The sequence below is a fragment of the Erythrobacter sp. AP23 genome (genome assembly GCF_001542855.1).
Taxonomy (GTDB): domain Bacteria; phylum Pseudomonadota; class Alphaproteobacteria; order Sphingomonadales; family Sphingomonadaceae; genus Qipengyuania.
Map to the genome: position 1 here is coordinate 639,999 of NZ_LNBY01000001.1, position 17,489 is coordinate 657,487.

Below are 17,489 nucleotides of genomic sequence, written 5' to 3' on the forward strand. Positions count from 1 at the left end.
AGCCGCTGCAGAACGGCGCGAAGCAGGATGGAGAACAACTCGAATATGGCCAAGCTCGAAGACGAAGCCGCCCAGTCCACCAGCGCCCTTGGACCACTGGTCGGATTGACCCGCGAGGATATCTTCGGCGCAGTCGCGGTCATGCTGCGCGAAACGGCTTCGGACCCCCAACGCCTGGTCAAGCACAGCCAGGCGATGGGCGAGGACATGATCAAGATCATGACCGGCCAGAGCGATCTCGCCCCTCACCCCAAGGACAAGCGTTTCCAGGATCCCGCCTGGCAGTACAACCCGTTCATGCGCGCCGGGATGCAATATTACCTCGCGGTGCAGAAGGGCGCCTCGAAATGGCTCGAGGATCTCGAACTGGACGAACTCGAGCGCGACCGCGCGCGGTTCATCTCGAACATCATCATCGACGGCCTTGCGCCCACGAATACGCTGGTCGGCAATCCCAGCGCGCAGAAAATGGCGATCACCAGTGGCGGTCTGAGCCTGATCAAGGGCCTCAAGAACGCCTATGACGACATGGTCTACAACAAGGGCATGGTCAGCCAGGTGGACAAGAAGCCCTTCAAACTGGGCGAGAATGTTGCGACGTCGAAAGGCTCGGTCGTCCTGCGCACCGAGATGATGGAATTGATCCAGTATGCCCCGACCACCGACGAGGTCTACGAGATCCCGCAGCTCACCATCCCGCCGCAGATCAACAAGATGTACATCAACGATCTCTCGCCGGAGAAATCGGTGGTGAAGTACCAGCTCGACAACGGCATCCAGACCTTCGTCATCAGCTGGAAGAACCCGAGCAAGGAACAGGGCGTGTGGGACATGGCCGATTATGTCCGTTCCTGCCGCGAGGCGATGGAGGCGGTGAGCACAATCACCGGTTCGAAGAAGGTCAATGTCTCGGCCGGATGCTCGGGCGGGCAGACCGCCGCGATGCTTGCGTCCAAGATGGCCGCGGACGGGGACGATCTGCTGGGCGCGCTCACCCTGATGGTCTGTGTGCTGCATCCCAAGCAGAACGATATCGAGGCCGGTTCGCTGGTCAGCGAAAACGGTCTGAAACTCGCCCGCCGCCGGGCGGAGAAGAAGGGCGTCATCAAGGGCGACGACCTCGCGCGCGGGTTCGCCTGGCTGCGGCCGAACGATCTCATCTGGAACTACGTCATCAACAACTACCTGCTCGGCCAGGACCCGCCCGCTTTCGACGTGTTGTTCTGGAATGCCGATGCGACCAATCTTTCGGCCAGCCTGATGGGAGACTTCCTGACCATCTTCGAAACGCTCGCCTTCACCAGGCAGGGCGAAGTCGAAATGGTCGACCACAAGATCGACCTGTCGAAGGTCACCAGCGACCTGTTCATCCTCGGCGGGGTCACCGACCACATCACCCCGTGGAAAGCGACTTATCGCTCGACCCGCCTGTTCGGGTCGAAAGACGTGACCTACGTCCTCAGCCATTCGGGGCACATGCAGGCGATCCTCAACCCGCCGGGCAATCCCAAGGCGAAGTATTACGTCCAGAAGGACCCGAAGAAGAAGCTGCCCGACACGGCGGACGAATGGCTCAAGGGCACCGAGGAGGTCGCCGGGAGTTGGTGGCCGTTCTGGATGGAATGGGTGCAGACGCGCGCGGGCGAGAAGAAGAAAGCGCCCGCTAAGCTGGGGAACAAGGACTACACGCCGCTGGACCCGGCCCCGGGTCTCTACGTTATGGAACCCTGCTGAGCAGCCGCACAAAGGACGCGCGAGTGACCGCAAGCAAGTACGAGCCCCAAGAATCCTCTGGGACCGCGAACATCCAGATGATGGAGGCGGGTGGTCGGACATTACGCGTCGCTTACTGGCGGCTGGAGGAGCCATCGGACCATCCGCCGATTCTGTTCTTCAACGGTATCGGCGCCAATATCGAGGCGGTCGCACCGCTCGCAGAGATGTTGACCGAGCGTGCCTTCGTCATGTTCGACATGCCGGGCACGGGCGAGAGCCCCGATCCCACTCTGCCTTACAACCCCTTCACCATGAGCTGGACGGCGAGCCTTATCCTCGACCAGCTCGGCGTGGACGAAGTCGATGTGATGGGAGTGAGCTGGGGCGGCGCAATGGCGCAGCATTTTGCCCTGCAATACCCCAAGCGCACGCGCCGCCTGGTGCTCGCCGCGACCACGGCAGGCATGTTGATGGTGCCGGGTAATCCCAAGGCGCTGACCAAGATGGCCAATCCGCGCCGCTACATCGATCCGAAATTCATGAACGAGCATTTTCAGACGCTTTATGGCGGGATCGATCCCGATGGACAGGCACACCAGAAGGACAGCCATATCGGCCGTCTCAAGCCGCCCTCGCCCCGCGGCTATTTCTATCAGCTCATCGCCATGCTCGGCTGGACGAGCCTACCCGCCCTGCCCTTCCTGAGCAAAGAGGTGCTGGTGATGATGGGCGACGACGACCAGATCGTCCCGCTCGTCAATGGCCGCATCCTTGCTATGGCAATACCCAATGCCCAGCTCGACGTGATCGAGGGCGGCGGGCACCTGTTTCTGCTGACCCATGCCGACGACAGCGTGGCCAAGCTACGCACTTTCCTCGATGCGCCGGCCACCGAAGCGGAGATGGCCCGGGCTGCCTGACTGGGCTTGCAGCGGGATCGGACAGGGACAAGCGATGGCCACCGATCCAGCCCTTTCCGCCAACCCGCTCGCTAACCAGCCCGTCAGACAGACGACCGGTGAAGGCGGGGCGCTGGGCAGGACAGGCTTTGCCTGGGCGATCTTCGAGTGGGCCCGCAACCCCTACTACATCCTGATCGTCATCTACATCTTCGCGCCCTATTTCGCGCGCGACATCATCGGGGCCGACCTGCTGACGAGCGGCGCGCTCGACGATCTGTCGCAAGAAGATGCGCGAGCAGCCGCAAATGCACAGGGTCAGGCGACCATTGCCTCGGTTACCAAATGGGCAGGTTTCATCGCCGCGCTGACCGCCCCCTTTCTCGGGGCCGCGCTCGATCGGGGCGGAAGGCTCAAACCGATCCTTGCCGTCTTCCTGGGCTCGATAACGATCTGCTCTGCATTGCTGTGGTTTGCGATGCCGGGCGGACAGGGCCTGCCCGTATCGGCGATCATGGCGCTGCTGGTGATCGCCTATGTCAGCTACACCTATTCCGAGGTGACGCACAACGCGATGCTGAGCGTGTCGGGCGAGCCCAGGCGGCTCGCTATGATTTCGGGCCTGGGGCTTGGTCTCGGCAACGGCGCGGCAACGCTCATATTCCTTGCCATCGCGCTGCTCTTTGTCCTGCCCGCCATGGTCGGCTGGCCCTTCGCCGTCCCGCAATTCGGTGTCGACCTGTCGAAATTCGAGCACGCCCGTCTCGCCGGCCCCATCTGCGCGGTCTGGCTCGCGCTTTTTTCGATCCCCTTCTTCACCAACGCCAAGGATCCCGGTGTTCCCGGAGCAAGCTGGATCGCAGCATTTCGCGAAGGTGCGCTCAGTGTCTGGCGCACGGTGCGCGAGGCGACCAAATACCGCGAGCTGCTCAAATTTCTCATAGCGCGGATGTTTTATGCGGATGGCATGGCAGCATTGCTTGCGCTGGGTGCCGTCTATGTCGCACTGTTCCTCGGTTGGAACTTCCTCGAAATGCTCTGCTACGCGATTTTCGCCAGCGCCTGCGCATTTGGCGGCGGAATTTTCGGCGGTTGGCTGGAAGGCAAGGTCGGCGTCAAACGCGCGCTCGCGCTCGAGATATTCGGCATGGTGCTGGTCGGCCTGTTCCAGCTTACGATCACCCGCGAAAGCCTGTTTCTCGGGCTCGTCGACAATTTCGTGGTGTGGGACGGCCTCGTTTTCCGGACGCTTTCCGACCTCGTCTACCTCGGGTCGATCAGCATCATCGCGGTGACTGCAACCGCGAGCATCTCTTCCAGCCGTACGATGCTCGTCACGCTCGCCCCGCCGGGGCGCAGTGGCGAGTTCTTCGGGCTTTATGCCATCGCCGGCACAATCACTGTCTGGATGGGACCGTTGCTGGTCGAACAATTCACGCTCTGGTCGGGCGATCAGCGGATCGGCATGACTTCGATCCACCTGCTATTCGTCATCGGTCTTGGCGTCCTGCTCGCGGTCCGAATGCCCGCACGCACTACCTAAACACCGCTGGACTCATCGGTTGCAATGTGGAACCTTCCTCCGTGGAGAGAGGAGCACGCAATCATGCCCGTATTCGACCTGATCATTCGCAACGGCACAATCGTCGATGGCACCGGCCAGGACCGCTTTTCCGGCGATATAGCAATCAAGGATGGACTGATCGCCCAGGTCGGCGAAGTCAGCGGCGATGCGAAAGAGGAAATCGATGCGGGCGGCCACCTGGTCACCCCTGGGTTTGTCGACATTCACACGCATTACGACGGGCAGGCTACCTGGGACCAGGAAATGGCCCCGTCGAGCTGGCACGGCGTGACTACGGTCGTGATGGGCAATTGCGGTGTCGGCTTCGCCCCCGCCAAGCCCGACAAGCACGAATGGCTGATCGGCCTGATGGAAGGAGTCGAGGATATCCCCGGCACCGCGCTCGCCGAAGGGATGAGTTGGGACTGGGAGACCTTCCCCGAATATCTCGACGCTCTCGAGAAGATGCCGCGCACGGTCGATGTCGGTACGCATGTGCCCCACGGTTCGGTGCGCGCCTATGTGCTGGGTGATCGCGAGCGCCCCGGCGCCGTGCCGACCGAGGACGACATCGCCCAGATGAGCCAGATCGTCGAAGAAGGCGTTCGCGCAGGCGCTCTGGGCTTCTCCACCTCGCGTACCGTGCTCCACCGAGACATCGACGGCGAAGTCGTCCCGGGCACCACCGCCACCGCCGAGGAACTGGTAGAGATCGGCCGCGCGATGGGCCGTGCGGGTCACGGCGTCTTCGAAATGGCATCCGACATGATGCGCGAATGGGATGAGTTCGGCTGGATGGGCAAGATGAGCCGCGAGACCGGCCTGCCCGTCACATTCGCCGCGCTCCAGTCGATCGCCAAGGAGCTTCCGCTCGAAGAGCAGATCGAGAGCATGCGCGCCGAGAATGACAACGGCGCCAATATCGTCGCGCAGATCGCCCTGCGCGGGAACGGCATCGTGATGGCCTGGCAGGGCACCGTCCACCCCTTCCGTCTCAAGCCGAGCTGGAAGGACATCGAGGACCTGCCGTGGGAAGAGCAGAAGGCCAAGCTGTTCGATCCCGAATTCAAGGCAAAGCTGCTGGCCGAACATCACGACTTCTCTGAGGTCAATCAGGATATCATCGGCCTGATCATGGTGGTCTGCGGCGGGTGGAACATGCAGTTCGAGATGGACCCCGATTTCAACTACGAGCCGACCGCGGCCGAGAGCATCCTCGAACGCGCCAAGGCCGCTGGCAAGTCGGGCGATGAATATGCCTACGATCTGCTGTGCAGCGACGATGGCAAGGGCTTCATCTACCTGCCCATCCTCAATTACGCGGATGGCAATCTCGACTTCCTGATGGACCTCCAGCAGTCGGACGACACGGTGAATTCGCTGTCCGACGGCGGCGCGCATTGCGGGACGATCTGCGATGCAGCCTCGCCCACATTCATGCTGCAGCACTGGGTACGCGACCGCGAGCGCGGCACGATCACGCTCGAAAATGCGATCAAGCGCCAGTGTAACGACACCGCGCGCCTCTACGGCCTCGAAGATCGCGGCATCATCGCGCCGGGCTATCTCGCCGATCTCAACATCATCGACATGGACCGGCTGAAGCTCGGCAAGCCGTGGCTCGCCTTCGACCTGCCCGCCGGTGGCAAGCGCTTGCTGCAGAAGGCCGAAGGCTATGTCGCGACGATCAAGAACGGCAAGGTCACTTTCCGCGAGGGAGAATGGACCGGCGAAACCCCCGGCGGCCTGATTCGTGGGCCGCAGCGCGTCGAGATGCTGGAGGCTGCGGAATAAGCGCATGACGGTCGGATACCGGTGCGAAGGACCGGTCGCGATCGTCTCGATCGAGCGGCCGGAACGCCGCAATGCCGTCGATCGCCCGACGGCAGAAGCGCTCGTGCAGGCGTTCACCAGATTCGATGCCGACGCCGAGGCGAATGTCGCGATCCTGACCGGCGCGGGAGGCACGTTCTGCGCCGGGGCCGATTTGCACGCGATCGCCGAGGGCGGCGGCAATCGTCTGGCGCTCGATGGCGATGCACCGATGGGCCCGAGCCGGATGCAGCTGTCCAAGCCGGTGATCGCGGCAATCGAAGGCCATGCGGTCGCCGGCGGGCTCGAACTGGCGCTGTGGTGCGACCTGCGTGTCATGGCGGAAGATGCCGTGCTCGGTGTGTTCTGTCGCCGCTTCGGCGTGCCGCTGATCGACATGGGTACAATCCGACTTCCCCGGCTCATCGGCCACTCGCGCGCCATGGACCTGATCCTGACGGGCCGGCCGGTCGATGCACAAGAAGCCGAATCCATCGGGCTGACCAACCGGGTGTCTCCCAGCGGGGGTGCCCTCGAACATGCCCTTGCGCTGGCCAACCAGATCGCCAGCTTTCCGCAAGCCTGCATGCGCAGCGACCGGCGTTCCGCCATCGAGCAATGGTCGCTCGAAGAGGACGATGCCATCCGCAATGAAATGCAGCTCGGCATGGCCATAGTCGAAAGTGGCGAGACGCAATCGGGGGCAGCGCGTTTCGCCGCCGGGACCGGACGTCACGGGGAATTCAAAAATTCGGAGAGTTCGCAATGAAAGCCATCCGCACCGGCGCCAGCCCCTCGACACTCGAAGCGCTCGACTATTGCGAGATCGACGATGCACCTGCCCCGGGACCGGGAGAGGTCACAGTCGGGCTGAAGGCGAGCTCGCTCAATTATCACGACTATGCCGTGGTCAAAGGCATGATCCCGACCCAGCAGGGCCGCATCCCAATGTCGGACGGTGCGGGAGAAGTTACCGCTATCGGCGAAGGCGTTACCGAGTTCGCCGTCGGCGACCATGTCGTCAGCACCTTCTTTCCCGACTGGCTCGACGGAGAACCGCCCGCCACCGCCTTCACCCGCGTTCCGGGCGATGGGATCGATGGCTATGCGCGCGAGGCGATCACCGCGCCGACGCACTGGTTCACGCGGGCCCCGGAGGGCTTCAGCCACGCCGAGGCGGCGACGCTGACCTGCGCGGGGCTGACCGCCTGGCGTGCGCTGTTCGTCGACTATTCGCTGAAGCCCGGCGATACCGTTCTGGTGCAGGGCACAGGCGGCGTATCGATCTTCGCGCTGCAATTCGCAAAAGCGGCGGGTGCGACGGTGATCGCCACCAGCTCCTCGGACGAGAAGCTGGAACGCGTCCGCAAACTGGGCGCGGACCATCTCATCAATTACAAGGAAGTGCAGGCCTGGGGTCCGAAAGCGCTCGAGATCACCGGCGGGCGCGGCGTTGATTGCGTGGTCGAAATCGGCGGTGCCGGAACGCTTGACCAGTCGATGCTGGCAACGCGCGTCGGGGGACATATCGCGCTGATCGGCGTGCTCGCAGGCTTCGCCGGACCGGTCCAGACCGCGCTGCTGTTCTCGAAAAACCTCAAGGTGCAGGGCCTGACCGTGGGCAGCCGCACGATGCAGCAGGAAATGATCGCCGCGATCGACGCGAATGGGATCAAACCCCAGATCAGCGACAGCTTTGCGCTGAAAAACCTCGCCGATGCATTCCGCCACCAGGAAAGCGGCAGCCACTTCGGCAAGATTGCGGTGGAAATCTAGGGCTCGATTACGATCCCCTTCGCGGGATCGACCGTCCCCCCAACCATTTCGACAAAGACGTCGCGTGCGGCGGCAAGCCCTTGGCGGCGCTCGATCGTCACGCTGTCTCCCGCATCGGCGAGGAAGGCGTGCCAGCTCTCCGCCAGCATCTTGCCAGCCTCTTCCGGCCCAACATTCTTGAACAGCGCCACCGCATGGTCCGGCGCAAAGAACAGCGTCGGCGTGGGTCCCGGAATGTCCTCGGTCCCGCCGGCACGCTCGTCGATATGCGTCACGCCAACGAGGCAGGAGTATTTGAGCGCCTCGCCGAGATGCGTGTGCATCGACTTGAGTAGACCCGAATTGCCGGCGAAATCGACCGATACGCTGGGTGAGGCTGCGATGGAGCCGACATCGTCATAGGCCAGCACCTCGTCGTAAAGACCACTTTCCTTCACGAAGTCCACATTGCCCGCGGAAGTCAGCCCGATCCGCCTTACCTGCGGCGAGCGATGCTTGGCCACACTCGCCAGGCCCATGGCGGTCTTGGACGAGGCGCTGGTGAGGATGACCTGCGATGCGCCGAACCAGTCTTCCGAACGCATGAAATACTCGATCAGGAAGCCGGTCTTGAACAGCGGCCCGAAGATCATCCGTTCGCCCTCGCGTGCAGGATCGTGCTCGGGATCGGCTGCAAGGCGTGAATACTGATTGTAGATCGGGCTCATCGGCTGGCGATGCTCGGCCATGTCGGTAAAGCCGCCGGTCGAGACCTTGCCCGGCAGCACGTCGAGATGGCTCGCCATCGGAAGGTAGCCATAGACCCGTTCGCCAACGGCGATGTCGGGGTGGTTGCTCTCGACGACCCGGGCGTGCCCCCACATCGGCACGATGCCCTTGCCGTCCGGCGCGGGGAAGAAGTTCCAGTAACCGAAACCGTCGCCGACCACCGCGTAGGTCACGTTGTTGGCGGTGACCGAGAAACTCTCGATCGCGAGCCGTACAGCACTGTCGGCAAGCGTTTCCGTGGCCAATTCCGCAAGCTCGGCCTTGCCGATATCCGACTTGTTGACATGAACCTGCGTGACCATCGTGAATTCTCCTTCAATGTCACGCTAGCGTGCGGAAAAGGTTCTGGCGATAGGTCACCGACAAGCCTTCCTTAATCATGTTGGACTAGCGCGGAACAATGGGCAGGAGCACCCCAGCAGACGGCCGTTTCGCAACCATGGATGCGATACGCGGTGTGGCAGCCGTCTGTGTCATGCTCTTCCATGCCGAGGCCAGCTTTGCTCTGCATATGACCGGCGGCTTTCTCGCCGTTGACCTGTTCTTCTGTCTCAGCGGTTTTGTCATCGCTCATGCCTACGAACAGCGATTGAGGAACGGGTTCTCGACGCGCGAATTCCTGCTTCGGCGAGCTGTCAGGCTTTGGCCGATGCTCGCACTGGGCGCGGTGCTGGGCATGATGCTGCATGGAGGACATGCAGGTATGCTGTTCCTCCTTCCCAATTGGAAATCACCCACCCTGCTGTTTCCCGCGAACCCGCCGCTGTGGTCGCTCATGTTCGAAATGCTCGCCTATTTCGCTTTCGCCCTGCTGCTCTACCGCTTGAAAGCAATAATGCTCCTCGCGATCATGGCTGTGAGCGCCCTTGTATTGATCAACATGGCATTTTCACCGGGAAGGTTTGCGGACTTCGGAGCCGACTGGCCATCGATCGTGGGCGGTCTCGCACGAGTTGGCTACGGCTTTACTGCGGGCGTGTTGATCTATCGCAGGCAAGGCATCGACCGGCGGCACACTGGCAATGGCGCCTGGCTTCCCATCGGCCTGGCTGTGGTCGGCTTCCTCACAATCGGTACGGCAGACAACAATGCGGCCGTCGTCGCAGCCCTGATCGGCGTCCCGCTTATCGTCGCATGGACGGCGCGGATCGAACTGCCCCAGCGCCGGTCAGCGGCCGTACTGGGCGACCTCTCTTACCCGCTATATTGCGTCCACGTACCACTGATCGCATTGGCAGCCGGAGGCGGCAATCTCGTGATTGCAAGCGCATGCGCTGCGATAGCGGCGCTATCGCTGGCACTCGACCGGTTTTGCGACAGGCCTGCGCGTGTATGGCTCATTGCGCGCGTGCAGCAAGCCCGGCCCCGAGCCGCCGTTCCCGCCGCCTGAAGAAAGCCGGTCAGACCCGCATCGGCATGAGGACGTAAAGGGCAGGCGAGTTCTCGTCCTTGCGGATGAGGGTCGGCGCGCCGGCATCGGCGAGGTGGATCTCGACATTGTCGCTGTCGATCTGACCGAGGATATCCTTGAGATAGGCTGCATTGAAGCCGATCTCGAAGCCGTCCGAGGCATATTCGGCGGGCACTTCCTCGGTCGCCGTGCCGTTGTCAGGGCTGGTGACGGTCAGCGTGACCTTGTCCTTGTCGAGGCCCATCTTAACCGCGCGCGTTTTCTCGGTGGCGATGGTCGCCACACGGTCGACACCTTCGTGAAAGCTCTTCGGATCGAGCTTGAGGAGCTTGTCGTTACCCGTTGGAATCACGCGCGAATAATCGGGGAAAGTGCCATCGATCAGCTTGCTGGTCAGGACTACGCCGCCCTCGCCGCCGAGAGTGAAGCGAATCTTGCTGGCCGACAGGTCGATCTGGACATTCCCGTCCATCGCTTCCTCGAGCAGTTTGCGCAGTTCGGCCACGGCTTTGCGCGGCACGATCACATCTGGCATGCCTTCGGCGCCATCCGGGCGCGGCAGCGTGAAGCGTGCGAGACGGTGGCCGTCGGTCGCGGCAGCCTTGAGCACCGGGTCGGCATCGTCCGATACGTGGAAGAAGATCCCGTTGAGGTAATAGCGCGTTTCCTCGGTCGAGATGGCGAAGCGCGTGCGGTCGATCAGTTCGGCCAGCGTCTTCGCGGGCAGTTCGAAGCTGGTGGGCAGGTCGCCCTCGACGATCACCGGGAAATCGTCGCGCGGCAGGGTCGGCAGCGAGAAGCGGCTGCGGCCCGCCTTGATCGCCATACGGTTCTCCGCCGCTTCCAGGCTCACCTGCGAACCCTCTGGCAGCTTGCGCGCGATATCGAACAGCAGATGCGCGGAAACGGTGATGGAACCAGCGCTTTCGACGCTCGCGTCCATATGCTCGACAACCTGCAAGTCGAGGTCGGTCGCCATCACCTTAAGCGAATTGTCACCTTCGGCCTCGATCAGCACATTCGAGAGGATGGGGATGGTGTTGCGGCGTTCTACGACCGACTGGACGTGGCTGAGACAACGCAACAGCGTCGCGCGTTCGATGGTGGCCTTCATGGTCCTACTTTCGTCCCTTTTGGGCACTGGGCAGGCCGGAATCGCCCCACCAGCGCCGGAATACGGATAGTCACCCTAGCGGGGCCGACATGTGGAGCAAGGCTGGACGCCGCTGAGGAGTGATTCCTTGGGGAAAAGTAGGGGTTTTTGTCGTGTGCGCGGAGCGCCTCCGCGCTTCACTTCACTGTTCCAGCGACTGACGCAGTCAGACGCAGAAAGACGCCACCAAACTCTTCCCTATTCCCTACCCCATCATCGCCATGCCGCCGTTCACATGCAGCGTCTGGCCGGTAATATAGGCTGCTTCGTCGCTGGCGAGATAGGTCACGGCTGCGCCGATCTCCTCGCCCTCGCCCATCCGGCCCATCGGGATGCGGTCATTGATCGCGGCCTTCTGCTCGTCGGTCAGCGCATCGGTCATCGCGGTGCGGATAAAGCCCGGGGCGACACAGTTGACGGTGATGTTGCGGCTGGCGAGCTCCTGCGCGAGGCTCTTCGACATGGCAGTCAGTCCGCCCTTCGCCGCGGTGTAGTTCATCTGCCCCGGATTACCCGTGTGACCGACCACGCTGGTGATCGAGATGATCCGGCCGCCTTTTGCCCTCATCATAGGGCGTGCGCTCGCGCGCATCAGGCGAAAGCTGGCTTCGAGGTTGATGCGGATCACATCGTCCCATTCCTCATCCTTCATCCGCATGGCGAGATTGTCGCGCGTGATGCCGGCATTGTTGACCAGGATGTTCATGCTGCCGAGCGTGTCGACCGTGGCGGGGATCAGCTCCTCGACCTGTGTCGAATTCGACAGATCACAGGTGATCTCGACATGATCGTGGCCGAATTCGTCGTTCAACTGCTCGCGAAAGGCGCGCAGCTTGTCTCCGTTGGAACCCGATAGCGCGAGCCGTGCGCCCTGCTTGGCCAGCGCATAGGCGATCGAGGAGCCGATCCCGCCGCTGGCACCGGTAACGAGGGCGGTCTTGCCTTCAAGTGAGAACATATTTCCTCCTCAATGCGCTCACAGAGGCGCAGGGGCGCAGAGGGGATGCACCCTAGTCGTTGATGACGCGGCGAATTCCCTCTTTCATGGTTTCGCCGGAAAAATTCAGCAGCAGCCCCAATCGGCTGTCGGTGAGCCGCAGATAGGTCAGCAACTGCTTGGCGTGCAAGTTAGACAGCTTCTCTACCGATTTGATTTCGAGGAGCAGCACGCCGTCGATCCGCAGGTCGACGCGGAACGCCTTCGAAAAGGTCAGCCCGTCATAGTGGATGTCGACCGGCACTTGCCGGTCGACCTTGAATCCGCGGCGCTGAAGGCTACCGGCAAGAACCGTTTCGTAAACGGATTCGAGCAGGCCAGGGCCAAGTTCGCGGTGGATGCGAATGCACTCCTCGATCACGGCGCCGGTCAAGCGATTGAGGTCGATCTCCATGGCCTCTGCGCCTCAGCGCCTCCGTGAGCGTTCAAATTTCCTTCGCGAAGTTTTCCAGGTCTTCCATGGTGACGAGGTTGACCGTGGTCGCCTCCTTATCGATGCGGCCGACCATCGGGCCGAGCACTTTCCCGCCCAGTTCGACGAAGCGCTCCACCCCCGCCTCGCGCATCGTGAGGACGCTCTCGCGCCAGCGCACGCGACCGGTAATCTGTTCGACCAGCAGACCCTGTTCTTCCGCCGGGTCGGTGACGCGCGCGGCGGTGACATTGGCGAACAACGGGACGGTGAAGGCCTGAGGGGGTGTCTCTTCCAGCGCGTTCTTCATGCGCAGGGCAGCGGGACCCATCAGCGAACAGTGGAAGGGCGCCGAAACGGGCAGTTTGATGCCGCGCTTGACGCCGTGATCCTTGGCCATTTCTATGGCGCGCTCGATCGCCTCGGCATGGCCGGAAATCACGACCTGCGTGGGATCGTTGTCGTTGGCGACTTCGCACACCTGACCCTGTGCGGCAGCTTCGGCAAGGGCGGTCGCCTTGTCGATATCGGCGCCGAGCAGGGCGGCCATCGCGCCGACGCCGATCGGGACGGCATCCTGCATGGCGATACCGCGAAGGCGCAGCAGCTTGGCGGTATCGGTCAGAGAGAAGGCTCCGGCAGCGCACAGCGCGCTGTATTCGCCCAGCGAGTGGCCTGCGACGCAATCGGCCGCATCGGCGAGCGCAACGCCGAATTCCTTCTCCAGCACGCGCGCCGTGGCGACCGAATTGGCCATGATCACCGGCTGCGCGTTGGCCGTCATGGTGAGCTCGCTCTCGGGCCCGTCCTTCATCAGCGCGGAAAGCTTCTGCTTCAAAGCCTCGTCGACTTCTTCGAACACCTCGCGCGCATGCGCGCTGGCATCGGCGAGTGCGGCACCCATGCCGACCTTCTGGCTGCCCTGTCCGGGAAAGATGAATGCAGTCATGAAAATCTCCTCGCGAGCGCGCCTAGGCTCGTGTGCGGCGCGCCTCAAGCCCGAAGGGAACAATTGTGTTGGCTGCATCGTGACCGATGTCGGCGCGCCCGAGGAACGGGATACCGCTGCGCGTGCACCAATCCTGCGCGATGGCGAGTTCGTCGCTGCCGAACGGCCGGTCGTTTTCGGGCACTTCGCTAACCCGCCCGAGTCGCAAGCCCGCTATGCCGGACAGGTGCTGTGTCACATGGAAGAACATCCGGTCGACTGCATAGAGATGCTCGGCCACTTCCTCGACCATGACGACATGATCCGAAAGGTCGGGCGCCAGTTCGGTCCCGACCAGCATTGCGAGCGTGGTCAGGTTGAATGCGGCGGCGGGCCGTTGGTCGAGATGCGGTTCCAGTCCCTGCGAACCGCCCTTGAGCCAATCGAGCGCGCGCTCGATCGCCGCCTCGCCGCCATCGCGCCTGATATCGCCCGCCAGCGGCCCATGCGCCACGCGCCCGATGCCATGCCGGTAAAGCGCGCCTAGCAAAAATCCCGTGTCCGAATAGCCGAGATAGGATTTGCCGCGCGCCGCATTGTTCATCTGCGCGACCGCCCGCGCTGCGATGCGGTTCGACCCGTAGCCGCCCATAGCGAACCATACCGCATCGAAATCCGTATCGTTGGCGCATTCGAGCAAGGCCGCGAGCCGTACTTCGTCGCTCCCGGCGAAATGACCGTCCTCGAGAAAGCACTGCTCGTGAAAGTGCAGCGAAACATCGTCGCGCCGCGCGACCAACGCTTCGAGAGCCTCGGCCCGCTCGCGCTTCAACCGTTTTCCGGGGGCGCAGATCGCAATTCTGACCATCTGCGTCTGCTAGCGCGCTTGTATCGGGCGGCACAACTCAATAGCTGCACGCGGATGAGCGATATGCCCACTCCAGACGAACTCTTCGCCCGTCCCTTCTTCTTCTGCGGGATCGGCGGATCGGGAATGCTGCCGTTGGCACAGATCCTGGCAGGGCGCGGCTGCACGGTCGAAGGCTCGGACCGAAGCCGCGACCAGGGCCGTACGCCCGAGAAATTCGGCGCGCTCGAGCGGCAGGGTTTCGCGCTGCATCCGCAGGACGGCAGCGGTATGGTTTCGAAGGAGCAGATCCTGGTTGCAAGCGCAGCGGTCGAGGACAGCGTGCCCGAAGTGCAACGGGCGAAGGAGCTTGGCTGCCTGCGTCTCAGCCGCGCGGAGCTCAATTCGATCCTGTTCAATACCAGCGGCGCCGGGATCGCGGTGGCCGGCACCAGCGGCAAGTCGACCGTTACCGGAATGCTCGGCTGGATCCTACACGCCTGCGGGCGCGAGCCGACGATCATGAATGGCGCGGTGATGAAAAATTTCGTCGCTCCCGAACGTCCCTATGCGAGCGCAGTGGTCGGCGGGCAGACCCTTTACGTTAGCGAGGTCGACGAAAGCGACGGTTCGATCGCGCTCTACCGCCCGGCAGTGGGCGTGCTGCTCAACGTCAGCCTCGACCACAAGAGCATGGAGGAACTGCGCCAGCTTTTCGGCGAATATCTCGCGCGTAGCCGCATCTCGGTGATCAATGCCGACGATGCCGAAGCGCTTGCGTTGCTGCCGCATGCCAAGGAAACGATTACCTTCGGCATCGAGCAAGAAAAGGCGCAAATCGGCATCGTGCCAGGTTCGATTGCCGAGGGTCCGATGCGCCAGGCGGCGATGGTGATCGACCGGCACGATGGCAGCGAGCACGCGCTTATGCTCAATCTGCCCGGGCGGCACAATCTGTCGAACGCACTCGCTGCGATTGCCGGTGCGGCTGCGGCGGGCATCCCGGTGGCCAGGGCGGTCGAGGCGCTCGCTGCATTCGAGGGGTTGGCACGCCGCTTCGACGTGGTCGGAACCAGTACCTCGGCCATCACGGTGATCGACGATTTCGGGCACAATCCGGAGAAATGCGCCGCCACGCTGCGCACGCTCAAGGCGCATCCGGGCCGCGTGCTCGCATTCTTCCAGCCGCATGGCTACGGCCCGCTTGTCCAGATGGGCGAAGAGCTGGCAGAAACCTTCGCCCAGGAACTCGACGAAGATGATCGTGTGATCCTGTGCGATCCGGTCTATTTCGGGGGGACGGTCGATCGCAGCCAGGGTAGCGAGCGGATCGTGCGGCTGATCGAGGATGCTGGCGGCGATGCCGAATACGTCCCTTCGCGCGAGGAGGTAGGCGAAAGGCTGGCGAGTATCGCGCGGCCCGGCGATCGCATCGTCATCATGGGCGCGCGGGACGATACGCTGAGCGCCTTCGCGCGCGATCTCTTCGGCAGGTTGAACTAGCCTCCGCCGAGACGCTCGAAACGCATCTCGCGGCGTCGCTCTTGATCCTGATCGTAGGGGAAGATCACCGTTCGGTTGCGGCCGGTTTCCTTTGCGCGATAGAGCGCCGCATCGGCATTGCCGAACGCTTCGTGGATCAACTGGCCCTGGCCCAGCACGCCGCCGATACTGACCGTGACGGGCGGCAGGTCGAGGTTCTTGGTCATTTCGTCCGAACCGTCCGCACGGTTCCGCAGATCTTCGGCCAAGTCTCTCAGGGCCTCCCTGGCGCCGACCTTGGCGATGACCGCGAACTCCTCCCCTCCTAGACGAAAAACGCGCGCACCGGGTCGATCCTCGAGAGCCGCGCGCAGCACGCTGGCGAGCTGGCATAAGACCGCATCGCCGACCTGATGCCCGTGACTGTCGTTGACCTGCTTGAAGCGATCGACGTCGATGACCAGCAGCCCGTATCCTTTGCTCAGACGCCCCATCATGTCGAAAGCGCGGCGGTTGGCGAGGCCTGTAAGCCCGTCGGTATTGGCCACCTGGCGCAGCCGGATCGCCTGATCGCGCGCAAAATCGCGGTCCCGGCGCAGGCTCAGGAACCTGTCGCCCACCCCAAAGGTCGTGAAGACCGACAGCCCCACCATCGCCGCAAAGATCATATCCGCCACCGGGAAAGGCAGAAAATATAGATCGAGCCCCTTAAGCAGCCGCATCGCGCCGACGATGATCAGCCCGCCAAGACCCAGCATCGCCCAGACTGCGCCGCGGCTGCCTTTGGCGAGGGCAATCAACAAGACCGCCAGCACCATGAGTGCCGAAGGGATGAAGCCGAGCAATTGCAGCTGATTCGATACTATTCGCAATTGGTCGACCCCGACGAATGAGACGACCAGCAACGCAAGAGGAATGATGGCTGCAATGTTCATGGTCACGAGCATGCGTCGCGTCATGCAGCGGCGCTCGATGAGTCCGCGAACCAGAAAGATCGCAGAAGAGACCGAGAAGACGAAGCTGGAGACCATACCCCACCACCGGGCTCCGAGGCCCAGGTTCGGGATGACGACGTAGATAAGGCCCGAATGTAAGAGGGTATAGGCCGCCATGCTGCCGACCGTGACCAGATGCCAGATTATGAAACTCTGCCGCAGGATGCGAAAAAACAGCAGGTCGTAGAAAACCGGCAGGATCAAGAGCCCGAGCACCAGTGCGTAGACCAGAGATCGCCCGAAGTTATCCTGCTCCACATGGTCCTGCGCCATGAGGCGCGGACTCCGGATGGTCATTCGCGAATGCGGTTCTTCTATAACCGTGTCGACCGCCACCAATTGCTCCGGATAGGACGGGACCGGAACGTTGAAGCGATTTCCCGCAAACCAGTCGCGTGCAGGCAGTTGGTGGTCCACGTCGACGATCCGTTGGGTCCCGTCCGCATAGGTAAATCGAATGAGCATCGACTCGAAATTCGATGCAACCGGCTGCCACATCATCTCGGAGATTTGAGGGAGAAAGAGATCCTCCAATTGCACCGAAGTGCGCACGAACCTGTCTTGGAGATCGAAACGGTTACCGGAACATTGGAGGCCTTGGGTGGGAAGGTCCAATGCGGCTTCCACGCTGTCGGCGCCGCCGGTACACACCCTGTCTTCGAGATCGATTGCGTGGGCGGCAGCAGGTGCGGCCGTTATCAGGCCAAAGCATCCTGCCATGATTGCACA

15 protein-coding genes are annotated in these 17,489 nt (G+C 62.5%); 8 read left to right on the plus strand and 7 right to left on the minus strand.

Annotated features, from left to right (window positions below):
• Positions 1 to 45: 45 nt before the first annotated feature.
• The 6 genes from ASS64_RS03050 to ASS64_RS03075 all read left to right on the plus strand — a co-directional run bounded on the left by ASS64_RS03050 (position 46) and on the right by ASS64_RS03075 (position 7,767).
• A complete protein-coding gene (locus ASS64_RS03050) occupies positions 46 to 1,734 on the plus strand; it encodes an alpha/beta hydrolase (protein ID WP_067690375.1) in 1,689 nt (562 codons plus the stop codon).
• A gap of 23 nt (positions 1,735 to 1,757) precedes the next feature.
• Positions 1,758 to 2,636 carry an alpha/beta fold hydrolase gene (locus ASS64_RS03055; RefSeq protein WP_369815340.1) on the plus strand — a complete coding sequence of 293 codons (879 nt, stop codon included), beginning with the start codon at positions 1,758 to 1,760 and terminating at the stop codon, positions 2,634 to 2,636.
• A 34-nt stretch (positions 2,637 to 2,670) separates the two neighbouring features.
• Entirely contained in the window at positions 2,671 to 4,158 is a 1,488-nt protein-coding gene (locus ASS64_RS03060) for an MFS transporter (RefSeq protein WP_067689645.1), read from the plus strand.
• 63 nt (positions 4,159 to 4,221) lie between these two features.
• Positions 4,222 to 5,973, plus strand: a complete 1,752-nt coding sequence (locus ASS64_RS03065; protein ID WP_067689648.1) for an amidohydrolase family protein — start codon at positions 4,222 to 4,224, stop codon at positions 5,971 to 5,973.
• Positions 5,974 to 5,977: 4 nt separating this feature from the next.
• A complete protein-coding gene (locus tag ASS64_RS03070) occupies positions 5,978 to 6,760 on the plus strand; it encodes a crotonase/enoyl-CoA hydratase family protein (RefSeq protein ID WP_067689651.1) in 783 nt (260 codons plus the stop codon).
• Entirely contained in the window at positions 6,757 to 7,767 is a 1,011-nt protein-coding gene (locus ASS64_RS03075; RefSeq protein WP_067689654.1) for an NAD(P)-dependent alcohol dehydrogenase, read from the plus strand. The genes ASS64_RS03070 and ASS64_RS03075 overlap by 4 nt, the downstream gene beginning before the upstream one ends.
• On the opposite strand, the gene ASS64_RS03080 is transcribed toward ASS64_RS03075, so the two are convergent.
• The gene (locus tag ASS64_RS03080) at positions 7,764 to 8,837 is read right to left on the minus strand and encodes a DUF2855 family protein (RefSeq protein ID WP_067689657.1); all 1,074 of its coding nucleotides are present in this window, start codon (positions 8,835 to 8,837) and stop codon (positions 7,764 to 7,766) included. The two genes, ASS64_RS03075 and ASS64_RS03080, sit on opposite strands and share 4 nt — an antisense overlap.
• A 137-nt stretch (positions 8,838 to 8,974) precedes the next feature.
• Between ASS64_RS03080 and ASS64_RS03085 the strand changes: the two genes are divergently transcribed.
• Complete coding sequence (locus tag ASS64_RS03085) at positions 8,975 to 9,925, plus strand: acyltransferase (RefSeq protein ID WP_067689660.1); 951 nt, start codon at positions 8,975 to 8,977, stop codon at positions 9,923 to 9,925.
• Between the two features lie 10 nt (positions 9,926 to 9,935).
• On the opposite strand, the gene dnaN is transcribed toward ASS64_RS03085, so the two are convergent.
• The 5 genes from dnaN to ASS64_RS03110 all read right to left on the minus strand — a co-directional run bounded on the left by dnaN (position 9,936) and on the right by ASS64_RS03110 (position 14,304).
• Positions 9,936 to 11,060 (minus strand): DNA polymerase III subunit beta, encoded by a 1,125-nt coding sequence (gene dnaN, locus ASS64_RS03090; RefSeq protein WP_067689663.1) that lies wholly within the window; start codon positions 11,058 to 11,060, stop codon positions 9,936 to 9,938.
• 244 nt (positions 11,061 to 11,304) lie between these two features.
• Positions 11,305 to 12,057, minus strand: coding sequence for a 3-oxoacyl-[acyl-carrier-protein] reductase (gene fabG, locus ASS64_RS03095; RefSeq protein WP_067689666.1), 753 nt, complete (start codon positions 12,055 to 12,057; stop codon positions 11,305 to 11,307).
• A 52-nt stretch (positions 12,058 to 12,109) separates the two neighbouring features.
• Entirely contained in the window at positions 12,110 to 12,490 is a 381-nt protein-coding gene (locus ASS64_RS03100; protein WP_067689669.1) for a GxxExxY protein, read from the minus strand.
• A gap of 31 nt (positions 12,491 to 12,521) precedes the next feature.
• Positions 12,522 to 13,457 carry an ACP S-malonyltransferase gene (gene fabD, locus ASS64_RS03105; protein WP_067689672.1) on the minus strand — a complete coding sequence of 312 codons (936 nt, stop codon included), beginning with the start codon at positions 13,455 to 13,457 and terminating at the stop codon, positions 12,522 to 12,524.
• Positions 13,458 to 13,479: 22 nt separating this feature from the next.
• Positions 13,480 to 14,304, minus strand: a complete 825-nt coding sequence (locus tag ASS64_RS03110; RefSeq protein ID WP_067689675.1) for an LD-carboxypeptidase — start codon at positions 14,302 to 14,304, stop codon at positions 13,480 to 13,482.
• A 54-nt stretch (positions 14,305 to 14,358) separates the two neighbouring features.
• Here ASS64_RS03110 and ASS64_RS03115 point away from each other — a divergent pair, with 54 nt between their 5' ends.
• Entirely contained in the window at positions 14,359 to 15,786 is a 1,428-nt protein-coding gene (locus ASS64_RS03115) for a Mur ligase family protein (RefSeq protein ID WP_067689678.1), read from the plus strand.
• On the opposite strand, the gene ASS64_RS03120 is transcribed toward ASS64_RS03115, so the two are convergent.
• A complete protein-coding gene (locus ASS64_RS03120; RefSeq protein ID WP_198147617.1) occupies positions 15,783 to 17,225 on the minus strand; it encodes a diguanylate cyclase in 1,443 nt (480 codons plus the stop codon). The two genes, ASS64_RS03115 and ASS64_RS03120, sit on opposite strands and share 4 nt — an antisense overlap.
• Positions 17,226 to 17,489 lie beyond the last annotated feature (264 nt).

Bases quoted from the DNA above. Each gene is read 5' to 3' on its own strand.
- ASS64_RS03050 (WP_067690375.1), top strand. From the start codon at position 46: ATGGCCAAGCTCGAAGACGAAGCCGCCCAGTCCACCAGCGCCCTTGGA.
- ASS64_RS03060 (WP_067689645.1), top strand. From the start codon at position 2,671: ATGGCCACCGATCCAGCCCTTTCCGCCAACCCGCTCGCTAACCAGCCC.
- ASS64_RS03065 (WP_067689648.1), top strand. From the start codon at position 4,222: ATGCCCGTATTCGACCTGATCATTCGCAACGGCACAATCGTCGATGGC.
- ASS64_RS03070 (WP_067689651.1), top strand. From the start codon at position 5,978: ATGACGGTCGGATACCGGTGCGAAGGACCGGTCGCGATCGTCTCGATC.
- ASS64_RS03075 (WP_067689654.1), top strand. From the start codon at position 6,757: ATGAAAGCCATCCGCACCGGCGCCAGCCCCTCGACACTCGAAGCGCTC.
- ASS64_RS03080 (WP_067689657.1), bottom strand. From the start codon at position 8,837: ATGGTCACGCAGGTTCATGTCAACAAGTCGGATATCGGCAAGGCCGAG.
- ASS64_RS03085 (WP_067689660.1), top strand. From the start codon at position 8,975: ATGGATGCGATACGCGGTGTGGCAGCCGTCTGTGTCATGCTCTTCCAT.
- dnaN (WP_067689663.1), bottom strand. From the start codon at position 11,060: ATGAAGGCCACCATCGAACGCGCGACGCTGTTGCGTTGTCTCAGCCAC.
- fabG (WP_067689666.1), bottom strand. From the start codon at position 12,057: ATGTTCTCACTTGAAGGCAAGACCGCCCTCGTTACCGGTGCCAGCGGC.
- ASS64_RS03100 (WP_067689669.1), bottom strand. From the start codon at position 12,490: ATGGAGATCGACCTCAATCGCTTGACCGGCGCCGTGATCGAGGAGTGC.
- fabD (WP_067689672.1), bottom strand. From the start codon at position 13,457: ATGACTGCATTCATCTTTCCCGGACAGGGCAGCCAGAAGGTCGGCATG.
- ASS64_RS03110 (WP_067689675.1), bottom strand. From the start codon at position 14,304: ATGGTCAGAATTGCGATCTGCGCCCCCGGAAAACGGTTGAAGCGCGAG.
- ASS64_RS03115 (WP_067689678.1), top strand. From the start codon at position 14,359: ATGAGCGATATGCCCACTCCAGACGAACTCTTCGCCCGTCCCTTCTTC.
- ASS64_RS03120 (WP_198147617.1), bottom strand. From the start codon at position 17,225: ATGCTCATTCGATTTACCTATGCGGACGGGACCCAACGGATCGTCGAC.